The following is a 15,616-nucleotide window of genomic DNA, read 5'->3' as shown; positions in this document are numbered from 1 at the left end:
TATGTCGGGGCACTCGAAGTTCCACAACATCCGGCTGCGCAAGGGAAAGGCCGACGCACAGCGCGGCGCGTTGTTCACCAAGCTGAGCAAGGAAATCATCGTTGCCGTGCGTTCGGGCTCGCCCGATCCCGAGGCAAACTACCGCCTGAAAGTGGCGGTCGAAAAAGCGCGCGAGAGCAACATGCCGCAGGAAAACATCAAGCGCGCGATCGCACGTGCATCCGGTCAAGCCGATGCGGCGCAGATCGAAGAGCTGCGCTACGAAGGGTACGGCCCGCATGGGCTCGCGGTCGTCGTCGACGTTGCGACGGACAACCGCAATCGCACCGCGGGCGAGCTGCGCTTCGTGTTTTCGAAGCACGACGGGTCGCTCGGCGAAACCGGGAGCGTCGGATGGATGTTCGAGCCGGTGGGTATTCTGGAGGTCGATTCGAAAGATCGTTCGGAGGAGCAGCTTACGGAGGACGTGCTCGTCGACGGCGTTGAGGATCTCGAGTTCGACGCGTCGGGATCGACGGTGTACACGCGGCCCGCCGCGCTTGCCTCTGTGCGGGATGCGCTGCGCGCTCGCGGCGTTGCCGTCACCGACGCATATCTTGGTATGCGCCCCCGTACGAAGCTCGAGCTGCACGGCGCGCCGCTCTCGCAGGCGCTCGCATTCTTGGAGGCGCTCGACGATCATGAAGACATCCAACGGATCTTCAGCAATCTCGACCTCTCCGATGCCGCCGTTGCAGAGGCCCTGGCGTAGCGGTGGATCCGGACGAGCTGCGGCCGCTCGCGCCGCTTCCTTACGAGGAAGAGGAGAGACGCCGCACGTGGGGCGAGGTGCTGAGAGCGTATCTTCCGCGGGACTGGATCTTTCCGATCGTCCTGTCCTGCTTCGTCGGAGTCGTCGTTTGGTTCGGTCACGCGATTCACGAGTTTCTCGTGCCGCCGGCAACGACCGTCACCGTGCCGTCGATGGTCGGCACGTCACTGTTGGACGCGAGCGAGGCGCTCGCGCATCTCGGGCTCACAGTGCAGGTGGTCGAGCATCTGACTAGCGATCGCTATTCGGCTGACACGATCATTAACCAGCAGCCGGCGGCGGGAACCCAGGTGCGCCAGGGACGGCAGATATCGTTCGTCGTGAGCTCGGGTATCGTTGCGCGTTCGATGCCGGATCTGCGCTATCAGTCGATGCGTGAGGTCGGGCTCGATCTCTCTCGCACGCACTTGCAGCTCGGTAAGATCACCTACGCGCGCAGCGATATCGTTCCCGAGGGGCACGTCATCTCGCAGAGCCCGGATCCGCTCGCGAGCGTCGAAGAAGGTGAGGTCGTCAACGTCGTGGTGAGCCGAGGCGGCGCCGCGCTGTTGAGCGTGCCGAACTTCGTTGGAATGACGATCGACGGCGCACGCTCGCTAGCAAGCCGAAGCGGTATCAAGCTCGGGCAGATCGTCTGGACGCCGCTTGGATCGTCGGGCCCGGCACATGGCGTCGTCGCGCGGCAGAAGCCCGATCCGGGATCCCAGATCGCTTCGTTCGATCCCGTCTCGTTGCAGGTGAGCGCCGGGCCGTTCGAGTCCGGATACATCGTCCGACAGGTTCACGTGCTCGCTTCCGTTCCCGTTCCGGATCAGATTCGCCCGGGACAGCAGATTCGCGTACGCCTCGTCGTGCACGACGCGACGGGGTCGTACGACCTGTACGACGCCTACGCACAACCCGGGCAGAAGCTCGATTTCACCGTGACGGCGCTCGGAACGTCCCTCGTCGACATGTATGCGGACAACGTGCTCGTCGGCGAAACGCGTCTCGGCATCGAGCCCGCCGGCATCTACGGCACGCGCGCGCGCGCGATCCCGGGTGCGAAGCAATGACGAAGCTCGCGCCATCGATCCTCTCGGCCGACTTTTCGCGCATCGGGGAGCAGATTGCGCAGGTCGAGCGCGCGGGAGCGGACTATCTCCACGTCGACGTCATGGACGGACACTTCGTTCCGGCCATCACCTGGGGACCGAAAATCGTTGCGGATCTCCGGCGGCTCTCGCGGTTGCCCTTCGATTGTCACTTGATGGTTTCGCAGCCGCAACGCAGCGTCGATGCGTTTCGAGAGGCGGGTGCCGACCTCATCACCTTCCATTTGGAGGCAACGCCGCATGCGCAAGGCCTTCTCACGCACATCCGCGCATCGGGAGCGCGAGCAGGCGTGGCCATTTGCCCGCAGACGCCGGTAGAGATGCTCGACGACGTCATCGACGATTGCGATCTCGTCCTCGTCATGTCCGTGAATCCCGGCATGGGGGGTCAGCGGTTCATCGCGCACGCCATGGAGAAGCTGCGCTCGGCGCGTGCGCTCATCGACCGGCGTAACCCGGCCTGCGAGCTCGAGGTCGACGGCGGCGTCGGGGAAGCGAACCTGCGCGACGTCGTCGGTGCCGGTGCCGACGTCATCGTGATGGGAACTGCCGTTTTCGACGGCGGGGACCCGGGCGAAAGGCTCCGGCGCTTGCGCGCCCTGCTGTGACGTCCCCGCGGCTCTCCGAGGACTCGCTCGTTTCGGAGTTTCGTACGATCGTCGACGCGACGCTGACGACGCGCGTGCGTTTGGGAATAGGCGACGATGCCGCGATCTGGCAGCCGTCGCGCTCGCATCGAAGCGTCATCACGACGGACGAACTCGTGGAAGGAGTGCACTTCACCCGCGAGACTATGGCGCCGGCCGACATCGGATGGCGCACCGCGGTCGCGAGCTTGAGCGATCTCGCGGCGATGGGAGCGCGTCCCGTTCTCGCGACGATAGCGCTCGGGGTGCCGCCGCAATCCGGCGTCGAGGAGCTGCTCGAGATCTATCGCGGGATCGCGCGATGCGCGGCAATCGACCGTCTCGCGATCGTGGGAGGCGATCTTACGCGCGCGCCGGTACTTTCACTGACGATGACGGCGGTAGGCGAGGTTCGGCCCGCGCACGCAAAGACGCGTTCCGGAGGCCGGAGCGGCAACGTCATTGCGGTGACGGGTGACCTCGGCGCGGCGCGCGCGGGCCTCGACGTCGCACGCGGTGCCGTCTCGCTCGGCGACGCGGAGCTCGAGCGTGCAGCGCTTCTCGCTTTTCGTCATCCCAGCGCGCGGGTTCGCGAGGGTCGATGGCTTGCCGCGAGCGCGAGCGTGCGCGCGATGATGGATTGTTCGGACGGGCTCTCCATCGATCTCGCGCGACTCTGCGATGCGAGCGGCGTTGGAGCGCAGATCACTGCCGTGCCGGTCGCTCCGTGCGCGCTGGCGGCGGCTCGTGCGTTGGAGGAAGATCCCCTTACGTACGCGCTCTCGGGAGGCGAGGAGTACGAGTTGATCGTCGCTATCGAGCGACGCGCCTTCTCACATCTCGCGTCGCGGTTCGCTGCGCGGTTCGGGCGCACTCTCCACGACCTCGGTACGCTGCGGCCGCAGCGAGGCGTCGTCCTGTCGCGCAATGGCGTACAGACGCCCGTGCCTCGCACGGGATGGGAGCACTTCGAAAGCTAGACGGAGCGCGTGACGCGCTTCGAGCGCAGGCAGGCGGTGCAAACGCGCGCCGTGCGGTGGGTTCCGTGGTCGTCGATCTTCACGGACTGAAGGTTGGGCAGCCAGCGCCGTTTCGTTTTGTTCATGGCATGGCTGACGCGATTGCCGGCTTTCGGGCCTTTGCCGCAGATCTCGCAAAACTTCGCCATGTGACTCCTCCCCTTCACGAGGTGCTGCGCGCCGAGCCCAGCCCCATAAATGCGTCGGCCGGCTCCTCGGAGCCGGACAACGACGGGATGATAGCACGGGCCGCCGCGGGCACGCAACCAGGATTCGCCTACCTCCCCCCAAAGACGGGCGTCCGTGGACGTAACCACCCTGGATGGTCGCGGATATGCCAGGTTCCTCGCGGCCGGGAGTTACTTCTTAAGGAAGTACCGTTTGGTGCTCAACGATCTCAACGTCTATCCGGTGCCAGACGGCGACACCGGAACGAATATGTATCTGACTTTGCGCTCGGCGGCACTGGAAGCCTACGCAGCGGGGGCCGGCCCGGTTTCGTCGGTCGCCGCTGCTGCTGCGCAGGGTGCGCTCATGGGGGCGCGCGGCAACTCCGGAGTCATTCTCTCGCAGATGCTCCGCGGCTTCGCGCACCACGTACGGCACCGCGAGGCGGTCGACGCCTTCGGCGTGGCGATGGCTCTGCGCGAAGCAGCCCTTGCGGCGCGGCAAGCGTTGCTCAAACCGGTGGACGGCACGATCGTCTCGGTTGCCGATGCCGCTGCGGATGCGGCCTATCGTCTGGCGTTGCACGAACGCGATCTCGTCCGGCTCCTCTCGGGTGTGCTGCGCGCGGCAAACGACGCGCTCGAGCGAACGCCGGATCAGCTCCCCGCGCTCAAAGAGGCCGGCGTGGTGGACGCGGGCGGCGCCGGATTCGTGTACGTCTTGGAAGGTGCTCTGGCATTTCTGCCGGAGGTGCGCGTGCGTGCAACCGCGTTCCCGCGCCGCCCCGTGCGCGCGCATGTGTTTACGGCGAGGCAGGACGTTGGGGAGCTGCGCTACTGCACCGAGCTCGTTCTCGAGGATGCGACGTGCTCGGTCTTCGAGCTGCGCCGGGCACTCGAGCCTCGCGCCGAGTCGCTGCTAGTCGTCGGCGCTCCGCCAACGATCAAAGTCCACGTGCACACGGACGAGCCGGAGCGCGTCAGAGCCGTCGCGGCTCGATATGGTACGCCGACACGGGTCAAGGTCGACGATATGGAGCATCAGCACACGATGCTCCTCGTCGACCGTCCGCACGTCGAGCGCTCGATCGTCGCCGTCGTCCCGGGTCCTGGATTCGAAAAAATCGCGCGCGAGCTCGGCGCGGAAGTTACGGTCGCGGGCATGGTGAATCCGAGCGTACGCGACCTGCTGCTCGCATTCAACAAGTGTTTGAGCGAGCGCGTCTACGTGTTTGCCAACGACGAGAATGCGGTTCCCGCTGCAACGGCGGCGGCCGCCCTCTCGACGAAGTCGGTGGAGGTCATCCCTACGGCAAACGTGGTTGAAGGCATCAACGGGCTGATTGCGATGCGCGCCGGCGAGCACCCGAGTGCCAAGGCGCTGCAGCGCGCCGTCTCGGAAACGCGCAGCGCCCGGCTATTCGTCGCGAACAACGACATCGTGCTCGACGGCGCGTCCCCGGCACGCGGCAAGCCGGCGGCGATCTATCGCGGCAGGCTCTTCGCAGGCGAGACGCTCGCGCAGGTCGCTTGCGCGGTCATCGGGGAAATGCGCGAGGGTAGCGATGGCCTCGTGACACTCTACTACGGCGGAGGGCAACGCGAGAAGGACGCGCAGCGCTTGGGCGAAGAGCTTCGGACGGCGAATGCGGGAGTCGACATTGAATACTACTATGGTGGAATGAAAAACGCTGAGTATTGGGTAGGGTTCGATGCCTGAAGAGCCGTCGAAGCCGCGCATCGTCGTCGACGCGATGGGAGGCGATCACGCTCCGGAGGAGATTGTCGCCGGAGTCCTGCTCGCCGCCGCCGATTCGGACGCGGAGATCATTCTCACGGGTGACGAGGCGCGGGTGCGCCCGCTGTTGCGCGGCGAGGCGGGACGGCGTATCCAGGTGTGCCATGCTCCGGAAACCGTTCCGATGGATCAGTACGCGTCCCAGGCCTTGCGCTCCGCCGATCGGAGCTCGCTCGGTGCGGCCGTTGCGATGCTCAAGGATGGCACGGCGGACGCCGTGATCTCGGCAGGAAACAGCGGCGCGTTTCTTGCGATTGCGCTCGTCAAGCTACGTACGATCGAAGGCGTGGCGCGACCGGCAATTGCGACGGTGTGGCCGGCGCTGAATGGTCCGACGGTCCTGCTCGACTCCGGGGCGAACGTCGACTGTCGACCCGAGTGGCTGATGCAGTTCGGCATCATGGGCTCTGCGTACGCAAAGGAAGTGCTCGGCATCGAACGGCCGCGCGTCGCGATCATCTCCATCGGCGAGGAGCGCACGAAAGGAAACCAACAGGTGCTCGAGGCAGCCAAGCTGCTCGATGCCGCGCCGGTGCATTTCATCGGAAATGTCGAAGGAAAAGACCTCTTTCACAACGTCGCAGACGTCATCGTCACCGACGGATTCGTCGGCAACGTCGTACTGAAAGCTGGGGAAGGTATCGCTTCCGATCTCGGCAGGGTCCTGCGCGAGACGCTGCTTGGCGGAAGCCTCTTGACGAAGCTTGGCACGATGATGCTCGCGCCGGAGTTGCGCAGGCTGCGGCGCCGCTTCGACTACGAAACCTACGGCGCGGCGCCCCTGCTGGGCCTGCGCGGCAACTGCTTGGTCACGCACGGACGAGCGAGTCGCAACGCGATCAAACATGCGATCGCAGCGGCGATCCAGGAAGTGCGCCACGACGTCGTCGGCACGATTGCGGGCCTCCTCGCTCCCAACGCGAACGCACCGAGCGTCGACTGACGTGGCCGTCGCCGTGGTCACCGACAGTACCTCGGACATCGATCCCGCGCGAGCCGCCCGGCTCGGCGTGACCGTCGTTCCGCTGTTCGTTACCTTCGGCGACCGGAGTTATCGCGACTACGTCGATCTCTCGCGCGCGGATTTCTATAGCAAGTTGCTCTCCGAGCGGGAGCTCCCCGCCACGTCCCAGCCGACGGCGGCGATGTTCGAAGAGGCGTTTACCCGGCAGCACGCCGAGGAGCTGCTCTGCATTACGATCTCCTCGCATCTCTCGGGAACGATCAACTCCGCGCAAGTCGCTGCCGATCGTCTCATCGGCCGGCGCGTCGAAATCTTCGATTCGCAGAGCGCGTCGGCGGGGTTGGGACTCATGGTCCTTCGCGCGTGTGAGATGGCCGGCCGTGGCGCGAGCCTGGACGAAATCCTCGCAGCGTTGGAGGCAGAACGCGCGTCGCAACGACTCTACGCCTGTATCCCGGACCTCTCGCATCTTCAGCGCACCGGCCGGATCGGTCGGGCGCAGGCCGCTCTCGGGACGTTGATGCGCATCGTTCCCGTACTGTCGTTCGAGAACGGGCAGGTCGTCGCAAAGGCTCAGGTTCGGACGTTCTCGCGCGCGCAGGAAGCGATGCTCGATCTCGTGCTCGCCGACGTCGAGGACGTCGCAAAAGCGCGATTCGTCGTGATGCACACGAACGCGCCGGAGCTCGCAGCCGCGAACCTTCAGCTGCTGCTCCAGCGGTTGGGTAACGCGCGGCCTCACTCGGCGGAAATTTGGGAGGCCGGACCCGTCATCGCGACCCACGGAGGCCCGGGCGCCGTGGGCATCTGCATCGGATAGCGTCGATCGTGCCGCTCGGCGTCTACGTTCATCTTGCCTTCTGCCCGTATCTCTGCCCGTATTGCGACTTCGCGAAATGGCCGTATCGCGCGAGCGCGGCGAGGCGCTATTTGGAGGCGCTCGAAGAGGAGCTAGACTCCGTGCCGAAGCGCCCGGCGGCGACGGTCTTCATCGGCGGGGGAACGCCGAATACGTACGACGCAACGACGCTCGCCGCCCTCGTGTCACGTGTGCGCGCACATTTTGCAAGCGACATCTCGCACGAGGTCACCGTAGAGGTAAATCCGGAGCTCGTTCGCGCCGATGATTTCCCGGCGTATCGCGACGCAGGTGTGACGCGTCTTTCGATTGGAGTTCAGTCCTTCGACGCGGACGAAGCGCGAACCCTAGGCCGAAAACACTCGCTGCGTGACGTCGAGCGCGCAGTAGCCTGGGCCCGCAAGGCGCGGGTTCCCTCGGTGAGCGTAGACCTCATCTTCGCCGTTCCCGGGCAGACGCCGCATTCGTGGCGCACCTCGCTGCAGCGAGCGATTGCGCTCGGCGTCGATCATATTTCGACGTACGGCCTTACGGTCGAAGAAGGAACGCCGTATGCGAGCGTACGCGCGCGCGACCCGGGCTGGTTTCTCGACGATGCCGTCGAGGCCCAGCTCTACGAGATCGCGATGGACGAGCTAGGCACGGCGGGATACGAGCAGTACGAGATCAGCAACTTTGCACGCCCGGGTCATCGCTGCGCACACAACGAGAACTACTGGGCCAACGGTGAGTACGTCGGGATGGGTGTGGGCGCGGCGTCGTACGTCGGCGGCGTGCGTTCGACACACGCGCGGAACTTGAGCGCTTACGTGGATGCGGCGCTCGCGCACGTGCCGATTCCAGGGGAAAGCGAGCGCCTCGATGGTACGCGCCGGGCAGGGGAGGCGATGATGCTCGCGCTTCGAACGGCGCAAGGGGTCGGGCTTCGAGCGTTCAAAGAACGATACGATATCGATGTTCTTACGCTGTACGCAAACCCCATCGCAGAGTACACGTCTACCGGCCTGCTCGAGCGGCACGGCGACTTCGTGCGGCTGACGCGCCGAGGAAGGCTTTTTGCAAATGACGTATGCGCGGCGTTCTTAGAGGTTCCGCCATCCGCATAGGCGACCGCCCGCACGTGGTCTTGCGCGCGGTCTTCGGGTTGCTCTTTGGCATCGTAGGATTTCTCATCGGGCGCGAGGCGTACGTCAACGTCTTCTCGATCCACTTCACGAGCCAATGGACGCAGGTCGCACTGCTCGTGCTCGCGCCCGTCGCCGGCGCCGTCGTGGGCGTGCTCGTCGCGCCGCTTGCGCAGAGCCTCTTCGAAGAGCAGCTAGCGGCGTTCGAAGAGGCGATCGAGCGGCTCGCACCGTCGGAGATCGCAGGCGGCGCGATCGGCTTGATCGCCGGTCTGGTGATCGCATTCCTCATCAAAAGCGTCGTCGTCGAGTTCGTGACGGTCGGCGGACGAACGGGGACCTACCTCGCCATCGCGGTGTATCTGCTGGTGGCGATCTTTACGTCGTATCTGGGAGCGCGCGTCGGTGCGAAAATGCGGATACTCCCCGTACCGCTCGCTGCCGCCACGGGATCGCCCCTCGCCAAAGTCGTCGACACGTCGGTGATCGTCGACGGACGAATCGTCGACATCGCGGGTAGCGGATTTCTCGAAGGGACGCTGATCGTGCCCCGTTTCGTGCTGCGAGAGCTGCAGGCGATCGCCGATTCGAACGATCCGCTCAAGCGCACGCGCGGACGGCGCGGGCTCGAGGTGCTGGGGCGCCTTCAAGAGCTTTCCGCAATCGAGATCGGGGAACGGGACTACGACGACATGCCGCCGGGGAGCGTCGATGCGAAGCTCGTGCGGTTCGCGCGCGAGATCGGCGCCCGCCTGCTAACGAACGACTACAATCTCAATCGTGTCGCCCAGCTCGAGGGGGTTGCGGTGCTCAACGTCAACGAGCTGGCGAATGCCGTCCGCGCCGCCGTACTCCCCGGTGAGGAGCTGCGCGCGACCGTCATCAAAGAAGGGAAAGAGCCGCACCAGGGTGTTGCCTATCTCGACGATGGAACGATGATCGTGGTGGAGCATGGCCGGCATCTGCTCGGGGAGAGTGTAAACGTCATCGTAACCTCGGTGCTGCAAACGGTTGCCGGCCGCATGATCTTCGCGCGGCCGAAGAAGGAATAGGACGATGGCTATGCGTTGGGGAGCGGTCGTCGCGGCCGGAGGACGAGGCGAGCGATTCGGACAGCCGAAACAGTTCGTCGAGATCGCCGGGCTGCCGATGCTGGGCTGGTCGATCCGCACGTTCGCGGGGATGCAAGAGATCGCCGAGATCGTCATCGCGATCGATGCAGGGCTCGTCGATCGGGCCGAAGAGATGCTTGCGGAGCTTGCCCCGGAAATGCTCTCTCGCGTCGTCGTGGGCGGACACACGCGCCAGGAGTCGGTCGCAAACGGCATCGCCGCGTTGAGCGCGCGTGTCGACGCGGTATTGGTTCACGACGGAGCGCGTCCGTTGGTTCGCGCGCAGAACGTGCGGGCGGCAATGCGAGAGGTCCGCCCCGGTCGCGGCGCGGTGATCGCCGCCCCCGTCGTGGACACGATCAAGGTCGTGGATCGCGCGACGATGCGCGTGCGCCAAACCCTCGAACGCTCGGATCTGTGGGCGGCGCAGACGCCGCAGCTCGCAACGCTCGCAGATTTTCGCACGGCGTTCGCCGGCGACATTCATGCGACCGACGACACCGCTCTGCTCGAACACGTCGGCATAGAGGTTGTCGTCGTTCCCTCTCGGCATGCGAACTTCAAGGTGACGCTCCCTGAAGACGTCGCGCCGGCGGACGTCATCTTGCGCGAGCGGTTGCAGCAAGGCATGCCGGAGCACGAGGCGCTTCTCGTGGAGGTCTTTGCGAGCTTGGAGCACGTCGATGCGATCTGCCGGGCAATCGAAGCGCATGCGGGTCGCGTCGATGCGATAGAGCGGGATTTGCCGCGCGGGGCCGTGGTTCGCGCCTACATCGATGCCGCCCGGCTGCACGATTTCGAGAGCTCGTTCGTTCCGCTTGCTGAGGGCTCGGCCACGATCACGGTACACAATAGCGGCGGCCTCCCATGACGCGGATAGGGCACGGTTTCGACGCACATCGTCTCGTCGAAGGTCGGCGCTTGGTGCTCGGCGGCGTCCCCATACCTTTCGAGAAAGGATCGCTCGGCCACTCCGACGCGGATGCGATCGCGCACGCGCTCTCCGACGCGATGCTCGGCGCCGCAGCACTCGGCGATTTGGGAGGGCGTTTTCCCGACACGGATGCGCGGTGGAAAGATGCCGACTCGATGCTGCTTCTCGAGCGCTGCGCGCGCGAGATACGCGATGCGGGATATCGCATTGCAAACGTCGACGTCACCGTCGTGCTTCAGCGCCCGCGACTCGCTCCGCATATCGAGCGCATGCGACGCAACGTCGCGCAACGGCTGGATCTTCCGTTCGACCGCGTGTCGATCAAGGCGAAGACGAGCGAGGAGATGGGCTATACCGGCGACGGCACCGGCGTCGCTGCCTACGCGGTTGCGCTACTGGAGTCAGAGCCTCATCGGTGATGACGATGTTTCGCGCCGATCTTCGCGCAGCCTTGGAGCGTGACCCGGCGGCTCGCAACGCGCTCGAGGTCATTCTCTGCTACCCGGGATTCCACGCGCTCGTCGCCCATCGCGCCATTCATGCTCTGCAGCGAATCGGGCTGCGGCTCATAGCGCGGCTTCTCTCGACCTGGATGCGCTTTTTGACCGGAATCGAGATTCATCCCGCCGCCCGAATCGGCAAGGGCGTCTTCATCGATCACGGCATGGGCGTCGTGATCGGGGAGACGGCCGAGGTTGGCGACGGCTGCACGATCTATCAGGGCGTGACGCTCGGCGGAAGAAGCTTGACGCGCGGTAAGCGTCATCCGACGCTCGGGCGAAACGTCACGGTTGGCGTTGGAGCCGCCGTGCTCGGCGCGATTCGCATTGGAGACGGCGCTCGCATCGGTGGAGGGTCGGTCGTCGTCAAGGACGTTCCGGAGAATGCGACGGTTGTCGGCATTCCGGCGCGCATCGTTATGCAGGACGGCAAGGCGTTGGAGGCAGATGGCGGCGAAGACGAAGCCTGGTCGTGGGTGATCTAACGCCGCTGAGGCTCTACAATACAAGAACGCATGCCGTCGAGGCGTTCTCTCCGCTGCTCGACGATGAGGTTCGCGTCTACGTATGCGGCTTGACGCCGTCAGGCGAGGCGCATCTTGGCCACGCGCGGTCGTTTCTCTTTTTCGACGTTTTGCGCCGTCATCTCGAGCATCGCGGATACCGCGTGACGTACGTGCAAAACGTCACCGACATCGACGACCGCAGCATCGCGACGGCGCGCGAGGAAGGCACGACGTATCGCGACGTCGTCGAGCGTCATTACACGTCGTTCAAGAAATCGATGCGCAAGCTCGGTGTGCGCGAACCGGACATCGAACCCTGTGCCACGCAGTTCGTGCCGCAGATCCAAGCGATGATTCGCGCGCTGATCGAAAGAGGTCACGCGTACGCTGTGGACGACGGCGTGTACTACGCGGTGCGGTCGTTTCCCGGATACGGCTTGCTCAGCCGGAGAAATCTCGAAGAGCTGGAGGCGGGTGCGCGCATCGAGATCGACGAGTTCAAGCGCGACCCGCTCGACTTCGCGCTGTGGAAGTTTGCCAAGGAGGGCGAGCCGTCGTGGAAGTTCGATCCGTACGGCGCCGGCCGGCCGGGATGGCACATCGAGTGCTCGGCGATGTCTCGCGAGCTGCTGGATCCGCCGGGGAACGGGTTCGACATCCACGGCGGCGGGGCGGACCTCATCTTTCCGCATCATGAAAACGAGATCGCGCAGAGCGAGCCCTTGATGCGGCATCCGCCCATGGCAAACCTTTGGGTGCACGGCGGGCTCTTGCTCTTCGATAATCGCAAAATGTCGAAGTCGCTCGGAAACTTCGAGCCGCTGAGCGCCTTGCTCGAACGTCACGATCCGCAAGCGATTCGCCTGCTTTTCCTGCAAACGGGATATCGCAAGGTGATGAACTTCACGGAAGAATCGGTGTCGGCGGCGCGCGTGGTGCTGGAGCGCTTGAAGAAGACGTATCGGACGCTGAAGATCGCCGGAGCGCTGGACTCCGGAGCGAATGGCGACGTGTTCGATCGCGTCGCGGCGGCACTCAACGACGACATGAATACGGCGGTTGCACTCGCAGAAGTACTGCGCGCGGAATCGCCGTCGTTCGGTGCCTTCGAGCGAGCGCTCACGCTTCTGGGCATCACCCCCGATGAAACGTGGCTCGCCGAATCGCCGGCGCTCTTGCCTCAGGATTTCGTTCGTCGACTGGCAACGCTGCTCGCAGGCGAGATCGAGGTCGACGGCGTTTCTCCCGAGCAAGCGGTGGAGCGGATCATCGCTTCGCGCCGGCAAGCGCGCGAGCAGCGGGACTGGATGAAATCGGATCGGCTCCGAGACGCACTCGCCGCGTGCGGAGTGCGCCTTCATGACACAAAGGAAGGAACGACGTGGAGCGTCGCCTGAATCGCCGCGGGCATCGCCCCGCTCGATCGATGCAGCTCGATTTCGACGACGTGGTCTACGGTATTCACACCGTCTACGAAACGCTCGCCGCCGGCGAAGGGCTGCGTACGATCCACGTCGCACGCGATCGCAAGAAGGACCCGCCGCTGCGCAAATTGCTCGATCGTGCGCGCGAAGGAAACGTGCAGGTGCGCTTCGAGGATCGCGCGTTCTTCGCACAACTGCCGTTCAAAGCGCATCAAGGCGTCGTCGGCATCGCGCCGCCATTCGACTATGCCGCTCTCGAAGACGTCCTACACGCGACGCGCGGGGGACCCGCGTTGTACGTCGTTCTCGATCATCTCACGGATCCACACAACGTAGGCGCGATTCTGCGAACCGCAGAAGCCGCCGGTGCGAGCGCCGTCATCCTTCCCGAACGGCGCGCCGCCGGCGTCAATGCAACCGTACGCAAGTCGGCTGCGGGAGCTGCGGCTCGTATCCCGGTTGCGCGCGTTGCAAATGTCGCGCGCACCATCGCGCGATTGAAAGAAGCGGGCGTCCTCGTGCTCGGTGCGGACGCCGGGCCGGACGCGCTTGCGATGGGCAGAGCCGATCTCTCCGGCGACGTCGCCATCGTCATCGGAGCCGAGGGTGCCGGCCTAGCTCCCTTGGTCAAGCGTGAATGCGACGCCCTCGTGAAGATCCCGATGCTCGGCGCACTTGCTTCGCTCAATGCATCGGTTGCCGCGGCCGTGCTCCTTTACGAGGCGGTCCGGCAGCGCTCTCCCCGTTGACTCTGTGAAAGCAGGAAGGATTGACGGCGGCAGGGGTGTCCTCCTATACTGAGGAGGACGTGCCGCGTCCGTTTGGCTTCGGCTGAGGTTTTTGCGGCAAGTCCTCCCACGAGGCAACACACAACCATGGCAATGACCCATCCCGCGCCGGATGGACTCGACTACCAGCAGAGAGTCGACGAGGACCTTGTCGCCATTGCAAAGACCGGCGACAACCTGGCGATGGAATACCTGCTGAACAAGTATAAGAACTTCGTCCGTATCAAGGCCAAGAGCTACTTTCTCATCGGCGCCGATCGCGAAGACATCATCCAAGAAGGGATGATCGGTCTCTACAAGGCCGTACGCGACTTCAAGGCCGACAAGCTTTCGAGCTTTCGCGCCTTTGCCGAGCTCTGCATTACGCGTCAGATCATCACGGCGATCAAGACCGCAACGCGGCAAAAGCATATCCCGCTCAATCAGTACATCTCACTGAACAAGCCGATCTACGATGAAGACAGCGAGCGGACGCTGCTCGACGTCATGGCGTCGCAGAAGACGTCCGACCCGGAAGAGTTGGTCGTGACGCAAGAGGTCTCAGACGACATCCGTCAGCGTATTCGCCAGAATCTCTCGGAGCTGGAGTCTCAGGTCCTCGAGTCGTACCTCGAAGGCAAGAGCTATCAAGAGATGGCGCGCGATCTCGGGCGTCACGTCAAGTCGATCGACAACGCGCTGCAGCGCGTGAAGCGGAAGATCGAGAAGAATCTCGCTGAGTTCGAGTTCCAGTAATTGCGAGTTTAGGGCGACTTCAGCCTGTCGACGATCCGTTGGAAGATCGCTTCGCGGTCTCCCAACGGATCGAGGGCGAACGTCTCGAGTTCGCCGCGCGCTCCGAGAGGGAGAATCGTCACGGTCACGCGGCCGATCGAGCAAATGTCTTGACACGTCGTACCGATGACGCGGACGCGTTTACCGAATCCCGCCTCCCTGCAGCGAACCTTGAGCCACTCGCGGAGCTGAAATTCACCGATGCGCTCGGCGATCTCGGGCGTCTCTTCGGGGATGCGGACGCGATAGCATTTTTCGCAGACGAGCACGGCGCCCGACTCGGCCCACGGCGGCGTTACGGGCTTCACGGAGGCGGCGTTCGCCGCCGGGGCGGCGGCATCATTGAACGGGGAGAGGGCGGCTGCTATCAGAAGATTGGCGCCTAAACGCCGGCGTGGCTCAGCGGCTACAGCACCAGTTTTGTAAACTGGCATTTCGTGGGTTCGAGTCCCACCGCCGGCTTTTTCAGCACTCGCGCGTCTTTAGCGGGCTGCGATGCGTGCGATGCGTTCGAAGTGCGACCCGCGATAATGCCGGTGCACCCATGCGAGCAGATGCGCGGACCAAGAGCGAGCGCCCGCAGTGTGAATGCGCATGTAGAGGTGCTCCAATGCGAGGATCATTCCCGGCAGCCACGCGTCGCGGGGATATTTGTCGCCCCAGTCCTCTATTGCGTTCTCGAGCCAGCGACAAGCGGCTAAGCGTGAAGCGGCATGGCGCGGATCGTACGCGATGCGTAGAGCAGTGTCGTTGAGTCCGTTGCGGATACCGAGAACGCTCATCTTCATGCGGCCGAAGTACTCGTCCGCGGGAGCCGGCCCGGCGCGCGGCTGCGCGCGAAGTCCCGAGGTACATGCGAGCACTAGCAACGCGCAGGCAAACAAACGATGCAACGGCGAGCCCCTCCAACAGGCGACGCGTTCGTCGGCGGGAGCCTTCGCCGCAGAGCTCACGCCGCCTTCGCAGGGCGGCCAGGTCCGGGCGACGTTACCCTTGGCAGTCGTTCCGCGCTCCCGTGGGTAGGTGGCCGAGTGGTTAATGGCACGAGACTGCACCGCCTATTGCAAAGCGGTAGCGAACCCAAAGCAAAAAAGCAGAGGGTAACGCCGGGCGCGG

The 15,616-nt window shown here is 64.5% G+C and carries 18 protein-coding genes and 1 tRNA gene; 16 read left to right on the top strand and 3 right to left on the bottom strand.

Annotation, left to right across the window (positions count from 1 at the left end; genetic code table 11):
* The first annotated feature begins 1 nt into the window (after position 1).
* From VMV82_05710 to thiL, 4 genes are read left to right on the top strand one after another with little or no spacing between them, the layout of a single operon-like run.
* Positions 2-751: a YebC/PmpR family DNA-binding transcriptional regulator gene (locus tag VMV82_05710; GenBank protein HUY41046.1), complete on the top strand. Its 750-nt coding sequence runs from the start codon at positions 2-4 to the stop codon at positions 749-751.
* A gap of 2 nt (positions 752-753) precedes the next feature.
* Complete coding sequence (locus tag VMV82_05705; protein ID HUY41045.1) at positions 754-1,866, top strand: PASTA domain-containing protein; 1,113 nt, start codon at positions 754-756, stop codon at positions 1,864-1,866.
* Positions 1,863-2,513, top strand: coding sequence for a ribulose-phosphate 3-epimerase (gene rpe / locus VMV82_05700; GenBank protein ID HUY41044.1), 651 nt, complete (start codon positions 1,863-1,865; stop codon positions 2,511-2,513). Before VMV82_05705 ends, rpe begins: the two co-directional genes overlap by 4 nt.
* On the top strand, positions 2,510-3,511 hold the full coding sequence (gene thiL / locus VMV82_05695) for a thiamine-phosphate kinase (GenBank protein HUY41043.1): 1,002 nt from the start codon (positions 2,510-2,512) through the stop codon (positions 3,509-3,511). The genes rpe and thiL overlap by 4 nt, the downstream gene beginning before the upstream one ends.
* Here thiL and rpmB read toward each other — a convergent pair.
* Positions 3,508-3,699 carry a 50S ribosomal protein L28 gene (rpmB, locus tag VMV82_05690; protein HUY41042.1) on the bottom strand — a complete coding sequence of 64 codons (192 nt, stop codon included), beginning with the start codon at positions 3,697-3,699 and terminating at the stop codon, positions 3,508-3,510. The genes thiL and rpmB overlap by 4 nt on opposite strands.
* A 154-nt stretch (positions 3,700-3,853) precedes the next feature.
* Between rpmB and VMV82_05685 the strand changes: the two genes are divergently transcribed.
* From VMV82_05685 to sigH, 11 genes are all read left to right on the top strand, one after another.
* On the top strand, positions 3,854-5,437 hold the full coding sequence (locus tag VMV82_05685) for a DAK2 domain-containing protein (protein HUY41041.1): 1,584 nt from the start codon (positions 3,854-3,856) through the stop codon (positions 5,435-5,437).
* On the top strand, positions 5,430-6,458 hold the full coding sequence (gene plsX / locus VMV82_05680; protein HUY41040.1) for a phosphate acyltransferase PlsX: 1,029 nt from the start codon (positions 5,430-5,432) through the stop codon (positions 6,456-6,458). Before VMV82_05685 ends, plsX begins: the two co-directional genes overlap by 8 nt.
* A 1-nt stretch (position 6,459) precedes the next feature.
* A complete protein-coding gene (locus tag VMV82_05675) occupies positions 6,460-7,299 on the top strand; it encodes a DegV family protein (protein ID HUY41039.1) in 840 nt (279 codons plus the stop codon).
* 8 nt (positions 7,300-7,307) lie between these two features.
* Positions 7,308-8,444 (top strand): radical SAM family heme chaperone HemW, encoded by a 1,137-nt coding sequence (gene hemW, locus VMV82_05670; GenBank protein HUY41038.1) that lies wholly within the window; start codon positions 7,308-7,310, stop codon positions 8,442-8,444.
* Between the two features lie 14 nt (positions 8,445-8,458).
* Positions 8,459-9,514: a PIN domain-containing protein gene (locus VMV82_05665; protein HUY41037.1), complete on the top strand. Its 1,056-nt coding sequence runs from the start codon at positions 8,459-8,461 to the stop codon at positions 9,512-9,514.
* A gap of 4 nt (positions 9,515-9,518) precedes the next feature.
* Entirely contained in the window at positions 9,519-10,445 is a 927-nt protein-coding gene (ispD, locus tag VMV82_05660) for a 2-C-methyl-D-erythritol 4-phosphate cytidylyltransferase (protein HUY41036.1), read from the top strand.
* Positions 10,442-10,927 carry a 2-C-methyl-D-erythritol 2,4-cyclodiphosphate synthase gene (ispF, locus tag VMV82_05655; GenBank protein HUY41035.1) on the top strand — a complete coding sequence of 162 codons (486 nt, stop codon included), beginning with the start codon at positions 10,442-10,444 and terminating at the stop codon, positions 10,925-10,927. Before ispD ends, ispF begins: the two co-directional genes overlap by 4 nt.
* Entirely contained in the window at positions 10,927-11,493 is a 567-nt protein-coding gene (gene cysE, locus VMV82_05650; protein ID HUY41034.1) for a serine O-acetyltransferase, read from the top strand. Before ispF ends, cysE begins: the two co-directional genes overlap by 1 nt.
* Positions 11,481-12,911: a cysteine--tRNA ligase gene (gene cysS / locus VMV82_05645; GenBank protein HUY41033.1), complete on the top strand. Its 1,431-nt coding sequence runs from the start codon at positions 11,481-11,483 to the stop codon at positions 12,909-12,911. The genes cysE and cysS overlap by 13 nt, the downstream gene beginning before the upstream one ends.
* The gene (gene rlmB, locus VMV82_05640) at positions 12,896-13,687 is read left to right on the top strand and encodes a 23S rRNA (guanosine(2251)-2'-O)-methyltransferase RlmB (protein HUY41032.1); all 792 of its coding nucleotides are present in this window, start codon (positions 12,896-12,898) and stop codon (positions 13,685-13,687) included. Before cysS ends, rlmB begins: the two co-directional genes overlap by 16 nt.
* Positions 13,688-13,813: 126 nt before the next feature.
* Positions 13,814-14,461: an RNA polymerase sporulation sigma factor SigH gene (sigH, locus tag VMV82_05635; GenBank protein ID HUY41031.1), complete on the top strand. Its 648-nt coding sequence runs from the start codon at positions 13,814-13,816 to the stop codon at positions 14,459-14,461.
* Positions 14,462-14,469: 8 nt separating this feature from the next.
* On the opposite strand, the gene VMV82_05630 is transcribed toward sigH, so the two are convergent.
* Positions 14,470-14,808: a hypothetical protein gene (locus tag VMV82_05630; protein HUY41030.1), complete on the bottom strand. Its 339-nt coding sequence runs from the start codon at positions 14,806-14,808 to the stop codon at positions 14,470-14,472.
* 80 nt (positions 14,809-14,888) lie between these two features.
* Between VMV82_05630 and VMV82_05625 the strand changes: the two genes are divergently transcribed.
* Positions 14,889-14,962, top strand: a tRNA-Thr gene (locus tag VMV82_05625).
* A 20-nt stretch (positions 14,963-14,982) separates the two neighbouring features.
* Here VMV82_05625 and VMV82_05620 read toward each other — a convergent pair.
* On the bottom strand, positions 14,983-15,288 hold the full coding sequence (locus VMV82_05620; GenBank protein ID HUY41029.1) for a hypothetical protein: 306 nt from the start codon (positions 15,286-15,288) through the stop codon (positions 14,983-14,985).
* Positions 15,289-15,616: the final 328 nt, after the last annotated feature.

It is taken from the genome of Candidatus Dormiibacterota bacterium (assembly GCA_035532035.1).
In the GTDB taxonomy this organism is placed as follows: Bacteria; Vulcanimicrobiota; Vulcanimicrobiia; order Vulcanimicrobiales; family Vulcanimicrobiaceae; genus Tyrphobacter.
Note: the sequence above shows the minus strand (reverse complement) of the source record. Positions and strands in the feature narration are given on the sequence as shown.

What these genes read in the sequence shown, in the direction of transcription:
- VMV82_05620 (HUY41029.1), bottom strand. Translation starts at nt 15,288, where the DNA reads ATGAAGATGAGCGTTCTCGGTATCCGCAACGGACTCAACGACACTGCT.
- ispF (HUY41035.1), top strand. Translation starts at nt 10,442, where the DNA reads ATGACGCGGATAGGGCACGGTTTCGACGCACATCGTCTCGTCGAAGGT.
- plsX (HUY41040.1), top strand. Translation starts at nt 5,430, where the DNA reads ATGCCTGAAGAGCCGTCGAAGCCGCGCATCGTCGTCGACGCGATGGGA.
- rpmB (HUY41042.1), bottom strand. Translation starts at nt 3,699, where the DNA reads ATGGCGAAGTTTTGCGAGATCTGCGGCAAAGGCCCGAAAGCCGGCAAT.
- VMV82_05710 (HUY41046.1), top strand. Translation starts at nt 2, where the DNA reads ATGTCGGGGCACTCGAAGTTCCACAACATCCGGCTGCGCAAGGGAAAG.
- ispD (HUY41036.1), top strand. Translation starts at nt 9,519, where the DNA reads ATGGCTATGCGTTGGGGAGCGGTCGTCGCGGCCGGAGGACGAGGCGAG.
- cysE (HUY41034.1), top strand. Translation starts at nt 10,927, where the DNA reads ATGACGATGTTTCGCGCCGATCTTCGCGCAGCCTTGGAGCGTGACCCG.
- rpe (HUY41044.1), top strand. Translation starts at nt 1,863, where the DNA reads ATGACGAAGCTCGCGCCATCGATCCTCTCGGCCGACTTTTCGCGCATC.
- sigH (HUY41031.1), top strand. Translation starts at nt 13,814, where the DNA reads ATGGCAATGACCCATCCCGCGCCGGATGGACTCGACTACCAGCAGAGA.